This is a genomic window from Pseudorhodoferax aquiterrae, assembly GCF_014652235.1.
Lineage (GTDB): Bacteria > Pseudomonadota > Gammaproteobacteria > Burkholderiales > Burkholderiaceae_C > Pseudorhodoferax > Pseudorhodoferax aquiterrae.
In genome coordinates, this window is record NZ_BMYK01000035.1 from 23,321 (window position 1) to 38,111 (window position 14,791).

Annotated in this window: 11 protein-coding genes; 9 read left to right on the plus strand and 2 right to left on the minus strand. The window is 71.1% G+C overall.

What is annotated here, in order from left to right; genetic code table 11:
• The first annotated feature begins 4 nt into the window (after positions 1-4).
• From IE209_RS29850 to IE209_RS29870, 5 genes are all read left to right on the plus strand, one after another.
• Positions 5-2,581 (plus strand): beta-glucosidase family protein, encoded by a 2,577-nt coding sequence (locus IE209_RS29850; RefSeq protein WP_189690528.1) that lies wholly within the window; start codon positions 5-7, stop codon positions 2,579-2,581.
• A gap of 44 nt (positions 2,582-2,625) precedes the next feature.
• Complete coding sequence (locus IE209_RS29855) at positions 2,626-3,573, plus strand: ATP-binding cassette domain-containing protein (protein WP_189690529.1); 948 nt, start codon at positions 2,626-2,628, stop codon at positions 3,571-3,573.
• A 106-nt stretch (positions 3,574-3,679) separates the two neighbouring features.
• The gene (locus IE209_RS29860; protein ID WP_189690530.1) at positions 3,680-4,480 is read left to right on the plus strand and encodes an ABC transporter permease; all 801 of its coding nucleotides are present in this window, start codon (positions 3,680-3,682) and stop codon (positions 4,478-4,480) included.
• Between the two features lie 244 nt (positions 4,481-4,724).
• Entirely contained in the window at positions 4,725-6,464 is a 1,740-nt protein-coding gene (locus IE209_RS29865; protein ID WP_189690531.1) for a serine protease, read from the plus strand.
• The gene (locus IE209_RS29870) at positions 6,464-8,776 is read left to right on the plus strand and encodes a serine protease (RefSeq protein ID WP_189690532.1); all 2,313 of its coding nucleotides are present in this window, start codon (positions 6,464-6,466) and stop codon (positions 8,774-8,776) included. Before IE209_RS29865 ends, IE209_RS29870 begins: the two co-directional genes overlap by 1 nt.
• A gap of 7 nt (positions 8,777-8,783) precedes the next feature.
• On the opposite strand, the gene IE209_RS29875 is transcribed toward IE209_RS29870, so the two are convergent.
• On the minus strand, positions 8,784-8,990 hold the full coding sequence (locus IE209_RS29875) for a heavy-metal-associated domain-containing protein (protein WP_189690533.1): 207 nt from the start codon (positions 8,988-8,990) through the stop codon (positions 8,784-8,786).
• A 147-nt stretch (positions 8,991-9,137) separates the two neighbouring features.
• Between IE209_RS29875 and IE209_RS29880 the strand changes: the two genes are divergently transcribed.
• Positions 9,138-11,546, plus strand: coding sequence for a heavy metal translocating P-type ATPase (locus IE209_RS29880; protein ID WP_189690534.1), 2,409 nt, complete (start codon positions 9,138-9,140; stop codon positions 11,544-11,546).
• Positions 11,546-11,962, plus strand: coding sequence for a Cu(I)-responsive transcriptional regulator (cueR, locus tag IE209_RS29885; protein WP_189690557.1), 417 nt, complete (start codon positions 11,546-11,548; stop codon positions 11,960-11,962). The genes IE209_RS29880 and cueR overlap by 1 nt, the downstream gene beginning before the upstream one ends.
• Here cueR and IE209_RS29890 read toward each other — a convergent pair.
• Positions 11,945-12,964, minus strand: coding sequence for a GMC oxidoreductase (locus IE209_RS29890; protein ID WP_189690535.1), 1,020 nt, complete (start codon positions 12,962-12,964; stop codon positions 11,945-11,947). The two genes, cueR and IE209_RS29890, sit on opposite strands and share 18 nt — an antisense overlap.
• Before the next feature lie 91 nt (positions 12,965-13,055).
• Here IE209_RS29890 and IE209_RS29895 point away from each other — a divergent pair, with 91 nt between their 5' ends.
• Together IE209_RS29895 and IE209_RS29900 are read left to right on the plus strand one after the other, a co-directional pair.
• Positions 13,056-13,910, plus strand: a complete 855-nt coding sequence (locus tag IE209_RS29895; protein WP_189690536.1) for a 3-hydroxybutyryl-CoA dehydrogenase — start codon at positions 13,056-13,058, stop codon at positions 13,908-13,910.
• Between the two features lie 41 nt (positions 13,911-13,951).
• Entirely contained in the window at positions 13,952-14,761 is an 810-nt protein-coding gene (locus IE209_RS29900) for a crotonase/enoyl-CoA hydratase family protein (RefSeq protein WP_189690537.1), read from the plus strand.
• Positions 14,762-14,791: the final 30 nt, after the last annotated feature.

Sequence of the window (14,791 nt, forward strand, 5' to 3'; positions counted from 1 at the left end):
ACCCATGACACTGCCGTCCCCCCTGCGCAAGAGCGCTGTCGCCATGGCCGTCGGCGTGGTGCTTGCCGCCGGCATCGCCGCTTGTGGCGGTGACGACGACGCGCCGCCTGAAACCGGCAATGCCTGGATGCGCCCATCCATCGTGGCCCGCCAGGCCGCCGCCGGCACCGACGCAGCCAAAGAGGCGGTGGCGAACGAGCGTGCCAGGCTGCTGCTGGCCGCGATGACGCTGGACCAGAAGATGCAGCAGCTGACCGGCGCCATGCCCGAAGTGCTGCCCGAGTTGCCCGAGTGCTACGGTGCCCGCCACGTGAGCGGCATCAAGGAACTGGACATCCCGACCTTCCGCATCACCAACGGCCCGGTCGGCCTGGGCCAGAACGACTGCGTGTCCACCAGTGTGTACGACCAGGTCAAGGCCGGCACCAAGTCCTTCACGGCGGCCTACACGCACCCGAGTTCGGCCAAGGCCACCGCATTGCCTTCGGCATTGGGCGCTGCGGCGTCGTTCGACCCGGCCGTCGCGACGGCTTATGGCGAGGTCATCGGCGACGAGATGAACAACCTGGCGCTGCACGTCTTCGAAGCGCCCGGTGTGAACATGGCGCGCCTGCCCGTGCTGGGACGCAACTTCGAGTACTTCGGCGAAGACCCTTACCTCACGGGCGTCATGGGCGTGGCCGAGGTCAAGGCTGTGCAGAGCAAAGGCTTGATCGGCATGCCCAAGCACTACCTGGCCAATGAGCAGGAAACCAACCGCCAGAAGATCCAGACCAACGTCGATCCGCAGGTGCTCCGCGAGATCTACATGCTGCCCTTCGAGATGACGGTCAGGGACGGCAAGGCCGCGTCCGTCATGTGCGCCTACAACTACGTGAACGGCGTGCACTCCTGCGAGAACGACGAGCTGTTGAACAAGGTGCTGCGCGACGACTGGGGCTTCACGGGCTACGTTCAATCCGACTTCTTCTCGATCAAGAGCACCGCCAGCACCCTGCGCAATGGTTTGGACCACGAGATGCCGATCCCGCAGTTCTGGAGCAAGGCCAACCTCACCAAGGCCCTGGCTGAAGGCAGCATCACGGTCGCGATGATCGACAAGGCGCTGGAACGGCGCTACACACAGAGCTTCAAGTGGGGCATCTTCGACCGCCCGCTCAAACAGACGGCAATCGATTTCGCCGGCCACGGCCAACGCGCGCGCGCCATCGGCACCGACTCGGCCGTGCTGCTGCAGAACAACGGCGCACTGCCGATCGCTGCCGACGTGGCCAAGCTGGTCGTGGTCGGCAAGGCCACGCAGGTCTACGCGCAGCAGGCCGTGGCGGGCGGCGCCATGGTCGGGCAACCCATGGGCGCCGGCGGCGGCAGCTCGGACGTGGTGCCCACCTACACGGTGGCGCCTGTCGAGGGCATCAAGGAGGCGTTGAAGGGCCTGGGCAACACGGGCGCCGTGGTGCAGTTGATCCTGGTGGACGATGCCAACGCGAGCGCCACCATCGATGGCGTCGCCGTGAGCTTCGCCCAGGCCTTGGCTACCGCAGCGGCCGCAGACGCCGTCGTACTCATGGCCGGCACGATCTCTGAAGAAGGAGCCGACCGCGCCACCACGGCGGACGGCAGCTCGCTGTCCTCGCTGGCGATACCGCTGGCACCGGGCGCCAGCGCGGCCGACGGCAGCAGCCTGGACTGGTATGCGCCGGTTTCGCTGACCTCCCCCGCCACGGCCAGCGGCACCAACGGCGTGAAGAACAGCAACACGGTGGCGATGATCAAGGCCGTCATGGGCGCCACATCGACCACCGGCAAATCCATGGTGCAAAAAACCGCGCTGGTGCTCAAGGACAACGCGGGCGTGGCCATGGACCCGGCCCTCGTCGGCACCGGCGGCCCGGCAATCCTGGAGGTGTGGTTCCCGGGCCAGGAGGACGGCAACATCGTCGCCGACCTGCTGTTCGGCAAGAAGAACCCCTCGGGCAAGCTGCCGGTGACCTTCCCGTACGCCGGCCGCGGCTTCCTGGACCATGTGACGGCGGCGCAGTTCCCCGGCGAGGTCAGCGCAGACGGCAAGACGCAGACCGTCACCTACTCCGAGCAACTGCACATGGGCTACCGCTGGTACGACGCCAACGTCAGCGGCCAGTGCGCCGTGGTCGCCGGCACCAACCCCTGCGTGGCCTTCCCGTTCGGCCATGGCCTGTCGTACACGCGCTTTGGCGTCGCCAACGCCAGCGTGACCACCGCCGGCGGCGGCTACCAGGTCAAGGCGCGCGTGAGCAACATCGGCGCCACGGCGGGCGCCGAGGTCGTGCAGGTCTACCTGGCGCTGCCGGCCTCGGCCAGCAGCGTCGGTGCACCGCAACCGCCCAAGCGGCTGGTCGGTTTCCAGAAGGTGCAGCTCGCACCGGCCGCCAGCCAGGAAGTCACGATCACGGTCGACCCGAACGCCAGCAACCATCCCTTGAGCGTGTGGAACCAGGCCAGCCGCAGCTGGACCGTGCCGGCCGGCCAGTACACGGTCTACGTGGGCCGCTCGTCGGCACCCAAGGATCTGGTGCAGGCGGGCAGCTTCACGCGCTAGCGCGCAAGAGAAGGCAGGTCGTCCGGCTGTTCCACAATGCCCGCATGACCTCCCCCCTGTTCGAGGCCCAGGCGCTGACCAAGCGCTATGGAGACAACACCGTGGTCGACGACCTGTCGTTCGCGATCGCGCCGGGCGAATGCCTGGGCGTGATCGGCCCGAACGGCGCCGGCAAGACCACCACGATCCGCATGTGCCTGGGCCAGACCGCGCCCGATGCCGGCAGCATCCGCTACCACGGCGCCGGCCGGCCGCTGGCCATGCCGGCCGATGCGCTGGCCATCAAGGCCCAGCTGGGCGTGGTCGCGCAGTTCGACACGCTGGACCCGGACTTCGACTGCAGGGAGAACCTCATGGTCTACGGCCGCTACTTCGGCATGCGGCGCGACGCCATCGCCGCGCGCATCCTGAAGCTGCTGGAGTTCGCGGCGCTGACCAGCAAGGCCCACGCCAAGCCCGCCGAACTCTCGGGCGGCATGCGGCGCCGGCTGAGCCTGGCACGCGCGCTGGTCAACGACCCGCGCCTGCTGCTGCTCGACGAACCCACGACGGGCCTGGACCCGCAGGCGCGCCATCTGATGTGGGAGCGGCTGCAGCTGCTGTTGCAGCAGGGCAAGTCCATCCTGCTGACCACCCACTTCATGGACGAGGCCGAGCGCCTGTGCTCGCGCCTGCTCGTGCTCGACCACGGCAGAAAGATCGCCGAAGGCCAGCCACGCGCACTGATCGCCGAGCACCTGGAGCCCGACGTGGTGGAGGTCTACGGCAACGGCGCGCTCGCGCTCGCGCAGGCCGAGGAACACGCGCCCCTGCGCGCGTTGGCCGCACGCGTGGAGGTCAGCGGCGAGACCGTGTTCTTCTACACGCGCGAGGCCAAGCCACTGCTGGACGCGCTGGGCGGCCATGGCCAGCTGCGCACGCTGCACCGGCCGGCGAATCTGGAGGATCTGTTCCTCAAGTTGACCGGACGACAAATCAGGGACGACGCGTGAGCGCGCAGGCGAGGGGCCCCGCCTGCGGGGATCGACCCAGCGAACGCGTCACGGTCGCCGACCACATGGACATTGCACCAACACAACCGTACGGAGGCGACGCGTGATGGACAACCCAAGCATCTGGCGCACGCCACAGATCTCCGGCCGCTGGTGGCCCGTGTTCCTGCGCAACCTGCTGGTCTGGCGCAAGCTGGCCATCCCCAGCCTGGTCGGCAACATCGCCGAGCCGCTGATGTGGCTGGTGGCCTTCGGCTACGGCATGGGCGCGCTGGTCGGCCAGGTCCGCATGGGCGACCAGCAGGTGCCCTACATCCTGTTCCTGGCCTCGGGCTCGATCTGCATGAGCGCGATGAACGCGGCCTCGTTCGAGGCGCTGTATTCGGCCTTCTCGCGCATGCACGTGCAAAAGACCTGGGAGGGCATCATGAACGCGCCCGTGAACCTGGACAACCTGGTGCTGGCCGAGCTGCTCTGGGCCGCGTTCAAGTCCATCTTCACGGTCACGGCCATTCTGTGCGTGATGCTGGCCCTCGGCATCAGCCACAGCCCCAAACTGCTCGTGGCCCTGCCCGTGCTGCTGGTGGCCGGCATCATGTTCAGCGCCATCGCACTGATCTTCAACGCGCTGGCCAAGGGCTACGACTTCTTCACCTACTACTTCACGCTGGTGCTCACGCCCATGATGTTCCTGTCGGGCGTGTTCTTTCCACGCGACCAGTTGCCCGCTGCGGTGCGCATCGTCTCCGACTGGCTGCCGCTGACCAATGCCGTGGAGCTCGTGCGGCCGCTGTTCATGGACCGCTGGCCCGAACACGCGCTGCGCCATGGCCTGGTGGTCCTGGCCTATGCCGTCGGCGCGTTCTGGGTCGCGCTGGCCCTCACACGCAAGCGCTTCAAGGCCTGAAGGCTGGACCGCTTCCCGGCGGCCGCATAACTCCTTGAGCGCAGCGCATTGCTGGTGCGCGGCTGCCGCAGCGCACGCTGCCGCGCCATCTGCGGTGGGCATCCGCAACATGCACGAAGAATGCGACGGCCACCACCCCGGCGCCCGATAGCATGCAGGCATGCAAGAACGAATACACCGCAAGGCCGCCTGTCATCTGTTGTCGGGGTTTGTGCTGCTGACTGCCGCAGCCCATGCCGTTGCCATGTCGGCCCAGGAGGTCTATGCGCGCGCCGCGGCGTCGGTGGCCGCATTGGAGATCGTCGATGCGGACGGGCAGCGCGTCGGCGAACGCAGTGCGACCTGGATCGGCGAGAACCGTCTCGTCACGGCCTGCGAAGGGCTGCAGGTCGGCATGGCGCTGCGGCTGCGTGCCGGCCCGGACTCCGTGCCGGCACAGCTCGGCACGCGCGACCGGCGGCGCAACCTGTGCGAGCTGCAGACCACCCTCGCAGGGCATGCGCTGGTACAGGAAACCGCCAGTCCGCAGGTCGGGCAACGCGTGTTCGCCGTCTCCAATGCACTGGGCCTGGGCATCGGCATCTCCGAAGGCGTGGTGGCGGGGCTGCGGCGCGAAGGCGGCGAGCCACTGATCCAGTTCACCGCACCCATCTCTCCGGGATCGGAAGGGGGCGCGCTGCTGGACGACCGAGGGCGGCTGATCGCGATCCTGGACTACCGCCGGCGCGACGGCCAGAACGTCAACTTCGGCGCGCCGGTGGCCTGGCTCGCCGACATGGCCGCCCGCGCCGCAGCCGACGCCGCGCGGCTGGCGGAACTGGACCGCGGCCATGCGCTCGCCCGGCAGGAACAGTGGCCCGCCCTGGCAGCACTCGCGTCGCAGTGGCTGGCCACGCAACCCGGCCAGCCCGATGCGCTGCGCTTCGCCGCCGAAGCCGCGCGGGCGCTGAACCAGTCCACGGCCGAACTGCAAGCCTGGCGCGCCTTGCGCGAGGCGCTGCCGCAGGACGTGGAAGCCGGCCTGGATCTGGGCCAGGCCTTGCTGCAGCAGAGCCTGCTCGCCGAGGCCACCACGCTGGCGCGCCAGCTCGTCGCCGAACACGCTGGCGAGGCCCGCACCCACTGGCTGCTCGCACGCACCTTGCACGCCGGCCGCGACCTCGACGGGGCCGAGGCGGCCTACCGCCGCGCGCTGGCCGAGAACCCCTGGCTGGTGTCCGCCTACAGCGGCCTGGCCGCGCTGGCCCAGGCCCGGGACGACCACGCCGCAGCGGTTGCGATCTTCTCGCGCCTGTCGGGCCTGTATCCGGGCGAGATCTGGCCCCGCCAGCAACTCATCGGGGCACTGCTGCGTGCGCAGGATGTCGCGCGGGCGCATGCCGAACTGCAGAACCTGCCGCCCGCCTACGCCGACAGTGCCGAAGGCTGGTACCTGCGCGGTGTGGTGGCGGCGCAGCTGGACAGGCCGCAGGCTGCAGTGCAGGCGCTGCACAACAGCGTGGAGCGCGCCGCGCCGCAAGACAAGGCCTGGGCGTTGGCCGAACTGGGCAGGGCATTGGCCGGCCAGGAGCGCTACCCCGAAGCCATCGCCACGTTGCGCGACGCCGTGCAGCGCGCACCAGACAGCTTGCGCTGGCGGCTGATGCTGGGCGACGCGTTGCGCCTGGGCGGCCGCGCCGAGGAAGCGCTGGGCATCGCCCAGCAGCTGGTGGCGGAGCAGCCCGGCGCGGCCGCGCAATGGATGTTGCTGGGCCAGACGCTGATCCGGCTCGACCGCCATGCCCAGGCCCTGCCCGCCCTCGAGCGTGCGCTGCAGCTCGAACCGCGCAACGCGACGCTCTGGGCCTCCCTGGTGTTGGTCCGCCAGAACCTGGGGCAGCGTGCGGCCGCTGCGCAAGCCGTGCGCGGCTTGCGCGAACTCGACCCTGCCCGGGCCGACCTGGCCTACCGCAACCATGTGCTGCCTTTCGAGGAGCTCCGGTGATGCGCCGGCTGCACGCCCGCTGGCAGCTGGCCGGCGCATTGCTGTTCGCCCTGGCTGCCGCGCACGCGAACGACGCGGCAGGCGACGCGCAGCAGGTGTTCGCCCGCGTCGGTCCGTCGGTCGTGACGGTGCTGGCGCTCAACGCAGCCGGCCAGGTCGATGGACAGGGCAGCGGCGTGGTGGTGGCTCCGGGGCTGGTCGCCACGAACTGCCATGTGGTGCGCGGCGCGGCCTCGCTGCGGTTGAGCGGTGCCGGCGGCGAGCGCGCCGCGCAATGGACGCGTCAGCTGGCCGGAATCGATCTGTGCCTGCTGGCCGCGCCAGGCCTGGCCGCAACGCCCGTGGCCTTGCGGCCCAGCGATGCCTTGTCGATCGGTGAGCCCGTCTACGCGGTCGGCAACCCCCTGGGCTTCGGACTGGCCGTCAGCAGCGGCCTGCTCTCCAGCATCCAGGCCGGGCAGCCCCATGGGCGGCTGGCGGTCACCGCGCCGGTCTCGCCAGGTTCCAGCGGCGGCGGACTGTTCGACGGCCAGGGCCGGCTGCTGGGCCTGACCACCGCCATCCTGGGGACCGGGCAGAGCCTGAACCTGGTGCTTCCGGCGCAAGCACTGGCCGCGCTGCTCGCCGACGGCGAACCCCGGCCGCCCGCCGAGCCGCCCCCGCCGGCCGAGCGGCGCTGGAAGGCCGAAGCCTCCGACATGTACAACCGCAGCGCGTGGGAAGAGCTGCACCAGCTCGCGCAGTTGTGGGTCCAGGCCCAGCCGACCTCGGCCACGGCCCTGGTCTACCTGGCCCGGGCCAAGAACGGGCAGGCCCGGTATGCCGAAGCCCAGGCCACGGCGCGACGCGCCCTCGCACTGGACGCCGACTTCGACCACGCCTGGACCGTGCTGGCCGAGGCCTTGATCGGCGAGCGCCGCAACGCGGAAGCGGAGGAGGCGCTGCGCGAATCGGCGCTGCGCGATGCCAGCAATGCCAACCCGCACCTCCAGCGCGCGAACATGCTCGCCAACGCCGGCCAGGCCGACGCCGCGCGTTCCGAGATGCGCACGGCCGTGCGCAAATGGCCGGGCAACCTCGCCCTGTGGTGGCGCCTCGGGCAGCTGGAGGAACAGCTCGGCAGCGCAGACGAGGCCCGGCGCGCCTACGCTGCCGTCGAACGCTTGGGCGCAGCCGACGCCAAGACCCTGGTAGCGACCATGGGGCGACGCGCCCACCTCGGCCAGGTGGAGGCACTGGCGGCAACGGGCTGGGTGGAGGTGCGCGCCGAGCGCCCCGTGCAAGCCGAAGCCGCCTTCCGCAAAGGCCTGGCACTGGACGAGCGCCATGTCGGGCTGTGGAACGGCCTGGGCACGGCGATGCGCCAACTGCGGCGGCTTGCCGAGGCCGAAGATGCGTACACGCGCGCACTGGCGCTGGCCCCCAACGACGATGGCGTCCTCACCAACCGCGCGGCTGTGCATGCGGACGCGGGCCGGACCGACAAGGCCCTGGCCGACGTGCAGGCCGCCCTGCGCATCCGGCCCGCGAACGCGCAGGCGCAGCGCCTGCTGGCGGGACAGACCTTCAACACGCGCGACTTCCGCGCCGCGGCAGCGGCCTACGCGCGGCTGGCAGAGATCGCCACGCCCAACGCGGACGACCTGGTCACCTGGGCAGAAAGCCTGCTCAAGCTGAACGACGTGCCGGCCGCGCAGGCCCTGCTGCGCCGCGCCGAGACGATGAGCCCGCCCAGCCCGCGCCTGGACGACGCCGTGGGCAAGCTGCTGGCCGCCCAGAACAAGCTGGCCGAAGCGCTGCCCTACTTCGAGCGCGCACTCGCGGCCCATCCCACGCAGGCGCAGGCCTGGAGCACCAAGGGATACGCCCTGTTCCGCCTGGACCGCTTGCCCGAGGCCATCCAGGCCCTGGAAACCGCCGTGCGCCTGGACCCGCAGTTGGCCAATGGCTGGATCAACCTGGGCCAGGCCCAGATGCGCGCGCGCAACCTGGGCCGCGCGATCGAGGCGCTGGAGAAGGCCGTGGTGCTGGCGCCCGAAGCCATGGACGGGCGCTTCTACCTGGCCCAGAGCTACCTGCAGGCGCGCATGCCGGCCAAGGCGCGCGAGCACGCGCAAGCCGTGGTCGCGCGCCAACCGGCGCTGCCGCCGGTGCTCGCGCTGATCGCGATCAGCTACCTCGCGGAGAACAACATCGCCGAGGCCGGCAACTGGCACCGCAGGCTGCATGCGGCGGCGCCCGAGATCGCCGGCAAGGTCCGCCAGCAGGCCATCGGTGCCGGCCTCGCGGCCGCGCAGCAATGGCCTGAGTGAGCCCGCTTCAGCCGGCCACCGGCTGCGGCGTGTAGCCGGCCGCGGCGATGGCCTGCTGCACGGCCGCCGCGTCGGCCTGCACCGGCTGCACCTGCACGCGGTGGCGCGCAAGGTCGACCTCCACGCGGGCCTGCGGGTCGGCCGCCTGCACGGCCTTGGTGATGCTGGCCACGCAGTGGCCGCAGCTCATGTCTTGGACGTCGAATGTCAGCATGGGTACTCCTTGAAAACGCTGGATGCCAGTGTCATCCTTGCCATGATGGAAAGGTCAACGCCGCCACAGAAATGCCCATTTTCCCGAAAGGGGATCGGCACCGCCACCGCTTGACCTTCCCATGATGGCAAGCCAGACAATGCCGCCATGTCCTCACCCTCCCCCAGCGATTCCACATTGCGCCTGCAGATCGAAGGCATGAGCTGCGCGTCCTGCGTGGGCCGCGTCGAGAAGGTCCTGCGCGCCGTGCCCGGCGTGGCCCGCGCAGACGTCAACCTGGCGACCGAGCAGGCCACGGTGCGGGCCGGCACGGACGTGCAGCCGCTCGAGGCGCTCGTCGGGGCGGTGCGCCAGGCCGGCTACGGCGTGGCCACCACCGAACACCGGCTGCAGATCGAGGGCATGACCTGCGCCTCGTGCGTGGGCCGCGTCGAGAAGGCCCTGCGCCGCGTGCCCGGCGTGCTGCAGGCCTCGGTCAACCTGGCCAGCGAGCAGGCCACGGTGCAGGCTTTGTCGACCGTGGAGCCGCAGGCCTTGCTCGCCGCCACGGCCGCAGCCGGCTACCCGGCCCATGTGCTGAGCGACGCGGGCGCCGCAGCCGCGGCGCCGGCCGGCGCGCCCTGGTGGCCCGTGGCCGTGGCGGCCGCGCTCACGCTGCCCATGGTCGCGCCCATGCTGGGCCAGCCCTTCGGCTGGCACTGGATGCCACCGGGCTGGGTGCAGCTGCTGCTGGCCACGCCCGTGCAGTTCTGGCTGGGCGCGCGCTTCTACCGCGCCGGCTGGGCCGCGCTGCGCGCGCGCAGCGGCAACATGGACCTGCTGGTCGCGCTCGGCACCTCGGCGGCCTACGGGCTGTCCTTGTACCTGCTCTGGCAGTCGGCCGGCCATGCCGGGCACGGCGGAGAGCCGCACCTGTACTTCGAGGCCTCGGCCGCCGTCATCACGCTGGTGCTGCTGGGCAAGTGGCTGGAGCAGCGCGCCAAGCGCCAGACGCTGGACGCGATCCGCGCGCTCCACGCGCTGCGGCCCACCAGGGCGCGCGTGCGCCGCGGCGGCGTGGAGCAGGAGATCGCGGTCGAGCAGCTCGTGGTCGGCGACCTCGTGCTCGTGCGCCCGGGCGACCGCATCGCCGTGGACGGCGAGATCGTGCAGGGCCAGACCCATGTGGACGAATCGCTGCTGACCGGCGAAAGCCTGCCCGTGGCCAAGGGCCCGGGCGAACGCGTGACGGGCGGCGCCATCAACGCCGAAGGGGCGATCGAGGTGCGCACGCTGGCCGTGGGCGCCGAGACCCAGCTGTCACGCATCATCCGCATGGTGGAGTCGGCCCAGGCCGCCAAGGCGCCGATCCAGCGCCTGGTGGACCGCGTGAGCGCCGTGTTCGTGCCCGTGGTGCTGCTGATCGCGCTGGCCACGCTGGCCGGTTGGGTCGTCTACAGCGGCGACTGGGAGCAGGCCCTGGTGAACGCCGTGGCCGTGCTCGTGATCGCCTGTCCCTGCGCGCTGGGCCTGGCCACGCCCACGGCCATCATGGCCGGCACGGGCGTGGCCGCGCGCCACGGCATCCTGATCAAGGACGCGCAGGCGCTGGAGACCGCGCATGCCGTCACGCTGGTGGCCTTCGACAAGACCGGCACGCTGACCGAGGGCAAGCCTTCCGTCGTCGCCGTGCGGCCCGCCGCCAGTGAGGACGCCGATGCGGTGCTGCGGCAGGCCGCGGCGCTGCAGGCCAGCAGCAGCCACCCGCTCGCGCTGGCCGTGCGCGAGCGCGCCCAGGGCCTGGCCGTGCCCGCCGTGCAGGACGCGCAAGCGCTGCCGGGCCGTGGCGTGCAGGGCACGGTGGAGGGCCGGGTGCTGGCCCTCGGCAGCACCCGGCTGCTGCGCGAACGCGGCCTGGATGCCGGCGCGCTGGCGAACGAGGCGCAGCAGCTGGAGCAGTCCGGCCGCACCGTCTCCTGGCTGCTGGCCAGCGACCGCGTGCTGGGCCTGCTGGCCTTCGGCGACAGCGTCAAGCCCTCGGCGGCGGCCGCCATCGCCCGGCTCAACGCGCTCGGCATCCAGACCCTGATGCTGACCGGCGACAACCGCGGCGCGGCCCAGGCCGTGGGCCAGGCGCTGGGCATCACGCGCGTGCAGGCCGAGATGCTGCCCGAACACAAGGCCCAGGTGGTGCAGCGCGAGCGCGATGCCGGCCAGGTCGTGGCCTTCGTCGGCGACGGGCTCAACGACGGGCCCGCGCTGGCCGCGGCCTCCTGCGGTTTCGCGATGGCCGGCGGCGCCGACGTGGCGACGGAGACGGCCGACATCACGCTCATGCGCGGCGACCTGCGGCTGGTGGCCGACGCGCTGGACCTGTCGCGCCGCACCAGCGCCAAGATCCGCCAGAACCTGTGGTGGGCCTTCGGTTACAACGCGCTGGGCATCCCGCTGGCCGCGCTGGGCCTGCTGAACCCCGTGATCGCGGGCGGCGCGATGGCGCTGTCCAGCGTCAGCGTGGTCGGCAACGCATTGCTGTTGCGCCGCTGGCGCAGCGTCGAGGAAAGGACTGCCCCATGATGAACATCGGCGAAGCCGCCAAGGCCACGGGCGTATCGGCCAAGATGATCCGCCACTACGAGAGCGTGGGCCTGTTCCCCGAGGCCACGCGCAGCGAGGCCGGCTACCGGCTCTACGGCGACAAGGAGATCGGCACGCTGCGCTTCATCCGCCAGTCGCGCGACCTGGGCTTCTCGATCGAGCAGATCCGCGAACTGCTGGGCCTGTGGTGGGACCGCAAGCGCCCGAGCCGCCAGGTCAAGGCCCTGGCCCAGGCACACCTGGCCGAGCTCGACGCCAAGCTGGCCGAGCTGCAGGCCATGAAGTCCACGCTGCAGCACCTCGTGCACTGCTGCCATGGCGACGACCGGCCGGACTGCCCCATCATCGATTCGCTGGCAGGACAGAAGGCCGGCGTTTCATCCGCCGCGCAATAGCCGCTGCACCAGCTGCGCGCCGAGCGCGGCCACGGCCTGGCCATCGGTCGGCAGCTGCGCGAGCACCGAGGCGTCGGCCACGTGCAGGCCCACGATGCCCCGCACGGCCAGTTGCGCGTCGACCACGGCCAGCGGGTCCACGCCCTGGCGACAGCCGCCGGCCACGCCTGGGCCGGGCTCGGCCTCTTCGCGCAGCAGGCGCTCGAGCGCCAGATCGGACGGGCGTCCATCCCATGGGCGCGCCGCGCGCCGGCCCTGCGCAGACAGGGCGTCCAGCGCCTGGCGGGCCTGCTGCATCAGCGCTTCCAGATCCTCGCGCTCGCTGAGCAGGTCCGGGTCCAGCCGCGGCGGCTGGTCCGGGTCCTTGTCCTCCAGGCGCAGCCGGCCGCGGCTGGCGGGCTGCGCGAGCACCAGTTCGATGGCGTCGGCCGGCCGGCGCGAGGCCAGCGCCGCGAGCGCCCCGCGCCGCAGTGGCAGCGGCACCTGCACGGGCACCAGCAGGCCCCGGCCGACGCCGGGCAGGTCGTGCCGCGTGGCCACGTTGGCGGCCACCAGTTCGGCATGCGGCCCGATGCCCGAGCGCAGCAGCAGCGGCGGCGACTGCAGCGAACCGGCACACAGCACGACAGCGCGGCCGGCCGGCAGCTGCTGCACGAGGCCGGCCTGATGGAATTCCACGCCCGTGGCGTGCCGGCCCTGCAGCAGCACGCGCACGGCCAGCGCGTCGGTGAAGACCGTGAGGTTGGCGGGCGTGGGGGGCGGGGCGGCACGCTCGCCCCAGGCGGCCGCGCCGCCCAGGCCCTTGCCGGCCGTCAGCGCGACGGCCCGCCCGTTGAGCCCGGGCTGCGCCACGGTGCTCCAGCGCCAGGCGGGGCGCGGCCGGCGCCGTGACCACGCCGGGCCGGCCTCGACGAGCGCGACCTGCACGGCCGCGTCCGCGGCCAGTTGCAAGGCCAGGCCGTAACCCGTGGCACCACCCCCCACGACCAGAAAATCGAACATTTATGATGCTGCGCGCAGCAGGTCCGGCCTGCCTTCGACGCGGCCACGATACCGCAGCCCCGCCCCTCTTTCCCCTTCCCAGGAGTTTTCAATGAGCACCCCCATCCGCACCGTCGGCATCATCGGCGCCGGCACCATGGGCAACGGCATCGCCCAGGCCTGCGCGACCAGCGGCATCGACGTCGTCATGGTCGACATCTCCGACGCCGCCGTGCAAAAGGGTCTGGCCACCGTGGCCGGCAGCCTGGACCGGCTCATCAAGAAGGACAAGGCCACCGAGGCCGACAAGAGCGCCGCGCTGGCCCGCATCAAGACCAGCACCGACTACGCCGACCTGGCTGCCGCGCAGCTCGTGATCGAGGCCGCCACCGAGAACTACGAGCTCAAGCTCAAGATCCTGAAGCAGGCCGAAGCCGTGTTGCCGCCCGAGACGCTGATCGCATCGAACACCTCGTCGATCAGCATCACCAAGATGGCGGCCGCCACCAGCCGGCCCGAGAAGTTCATCGGCATGCACTTCTTCAACCCCGTGCCCATGATGGCGCTGGTGGAGATCATCCGCGGCCTGCAGACCAGCGACGAGACCCATGCCGCCGTGCACGCGCTGGCGCTGGCGCTGGGCAAGTCGCCCATCACCGTGAAGAACGCGCCGGGCTTCGTTGTCAACCGCATCCTGGTGCCCATGATCAACGAGGCCTTCTTCGTGCTGGCCGAGGGCCTGGCCACGGCCGAGGACATCGACGCCGGCATGAAGCTGGGCTGCAACCAGCCCATCGGCCCGCTGGCGCTGGCCGACATGATCGGCCTGGACGTGTGTTTGGCCGTCATGAACGTCTACCTGGAAGAGTACGGCGACAGCAAGTACCGCCCCTGCCCGCTGCTCAAGGAAATGGTGGCCGCCGGCCGCCTGGGCCGCAAGACGGGTCGCGGCGTTTACACGTATTGAGGCCCTGGCGGCCCAGAATGGGGGACCCTAGGAGGACCCCCATGACGGAGACAAGCACCCCGGCCGAAGGCCGCATCGTGACCGAGCAGCGCGGCCACATCCTGCTGATCGGCATCGACCGCCCGGCCAAGCGCAACGGCTTCACGCCGGCCATGCAGCACCAGCTGGCACTGGCCTACACGCGGCTGGACGACGACCCGGCGCTGCGCGTGGGCGTGCTGCACGCGCTGGGCGACCACTTCACGGCCGGACTGGACCTGCCCAGCTTCGCGCCGCTGATGCAGCGCGGCGAGAAGGCCATTCCCGACGGCCTGGTGGACCCGACCGATCTGGGCATGCCGCAGTACCGCCGCCGCACCAAGCCCATGGTGGTGGCGGTGCAGGGCATCACCTACACGCTGGGCATCGAGCTCATGCTGGCGGCCGACATCGTGGTCGCGGCGAACGACTGCCGCTTCTCGCAGCTGGAGGTGCAGCGCGGCATCATGGCCACGGGCGGCGCCACGCTGCGCATGGCCGAACGCGCCGGCAGCGGCAATGCGCTGCTGCACCTGCTGACGGCCGACGTGTTCGATGCGGCCGAAGCGCTGCGGCTGAACTTCGTGCAGAAGGTGGTGCCGGCAGGCCAGCAGCTCGAGGAAGCGCTGCGCGTCGCCGAGGCCATCGCGGCGCAGGCGCCGCTCGCGGTGGTGGCCACGCGGCTGTCGGTGCGCAAGACCGTGGAAGAGGGCGTGGCGGCGGCCGTGGGCGAGTTCATCGAAGTCCAGAAACGCCTGGCCAACAGCGCCGATGCGGCCGAGGGCGTGCGCGCCTTCGTGGAGCGGCGCCAGGCGCGGTTCAGCGGGAAATAATCCTCCGGAACAAACTCTGGTTGACAAACT

Excerpts from the sequence above, each read along its gene's own strand:
- IE209_RS29865 (WP_189690531.1), top strand. The coding sequence starts at position 4,725 with ATGTCGGCCCAGGAGGTCTATGCGCGCGCCGCGGCGTCGGTGGCCGCA.
- IE209_RS29860 (WP_189690530.1), top strand. The coding sequence starts at position 3,680 with ATGGACAACCCAAGCATCTGGCGCACGCCACAGATCTCCGGCCGCTGG.
- IE209_RS29875 (WP_189690533.1), bottom strand. The coding sequence starts at position 8,990 with ATGCTGACATTCGACGTCCAAGACATGAGCTGCGGCCACTGCGTGGCC.
- cueR (WP_189690557.1), top strand. The coding sequence starts at position 11,546 with ATGAACATCGGCGAAGCCGCCAAGGCCACGGGCGTATCGGCCAAGATG.
- IE209_RS29890 (WP_189690535.1), bottom strand. The coding sequence starts at position 12,964 with ATGTTCGATTTTCTGGTCGTGGGGGGTGGTGCCACGGGTTACGGCCTG.
- IE209_RS29880 (WP_189690534.1), top strand. The coding sequence starts at position 9,138 with ATGTCCTCACCCTCCCCCAGCGATTCCACATTGCGCCTGCAGATCGAA.
- IE209_RS29870 (WP_189690532.1), top strand. The coding sequence starts at position 6,464 with ATGCGCCGGCTGCACGCCCGCTGGCAGCTGGCCGGCGCATTGCTGTTC.
- IE209_RS29850 (WP_189690528.1), top strand. The coding sequence starts at position 5 with ATGACACTGCCGTCCCCCCTGCGCAAGAGCGCTGTCGCCATGGCCGTC.
- IE209_RS29895 (WP_189690536.1), top strand. The coding sequence starts at position 13,056 with ATGAGCACCCCCATCCGCACCGTCGGCATCATCGGCGCCGGCACCATG.
- IE209_RS29855 (WP_189690529.1), top strand. The coding sequence starts at position 2,626 with ATGACCTCCCCCCTGTTCGAGGCCCAGGCGCTGACCAAGCGCTATGGA.
- IE209_RS29900 (WP_189690537.1), top strand. The coding sequence starts at position 13,952 with ATGACGGAGACAAGCACCCCGGCCGAAGGCCGCATCGTGACCGAGCAG.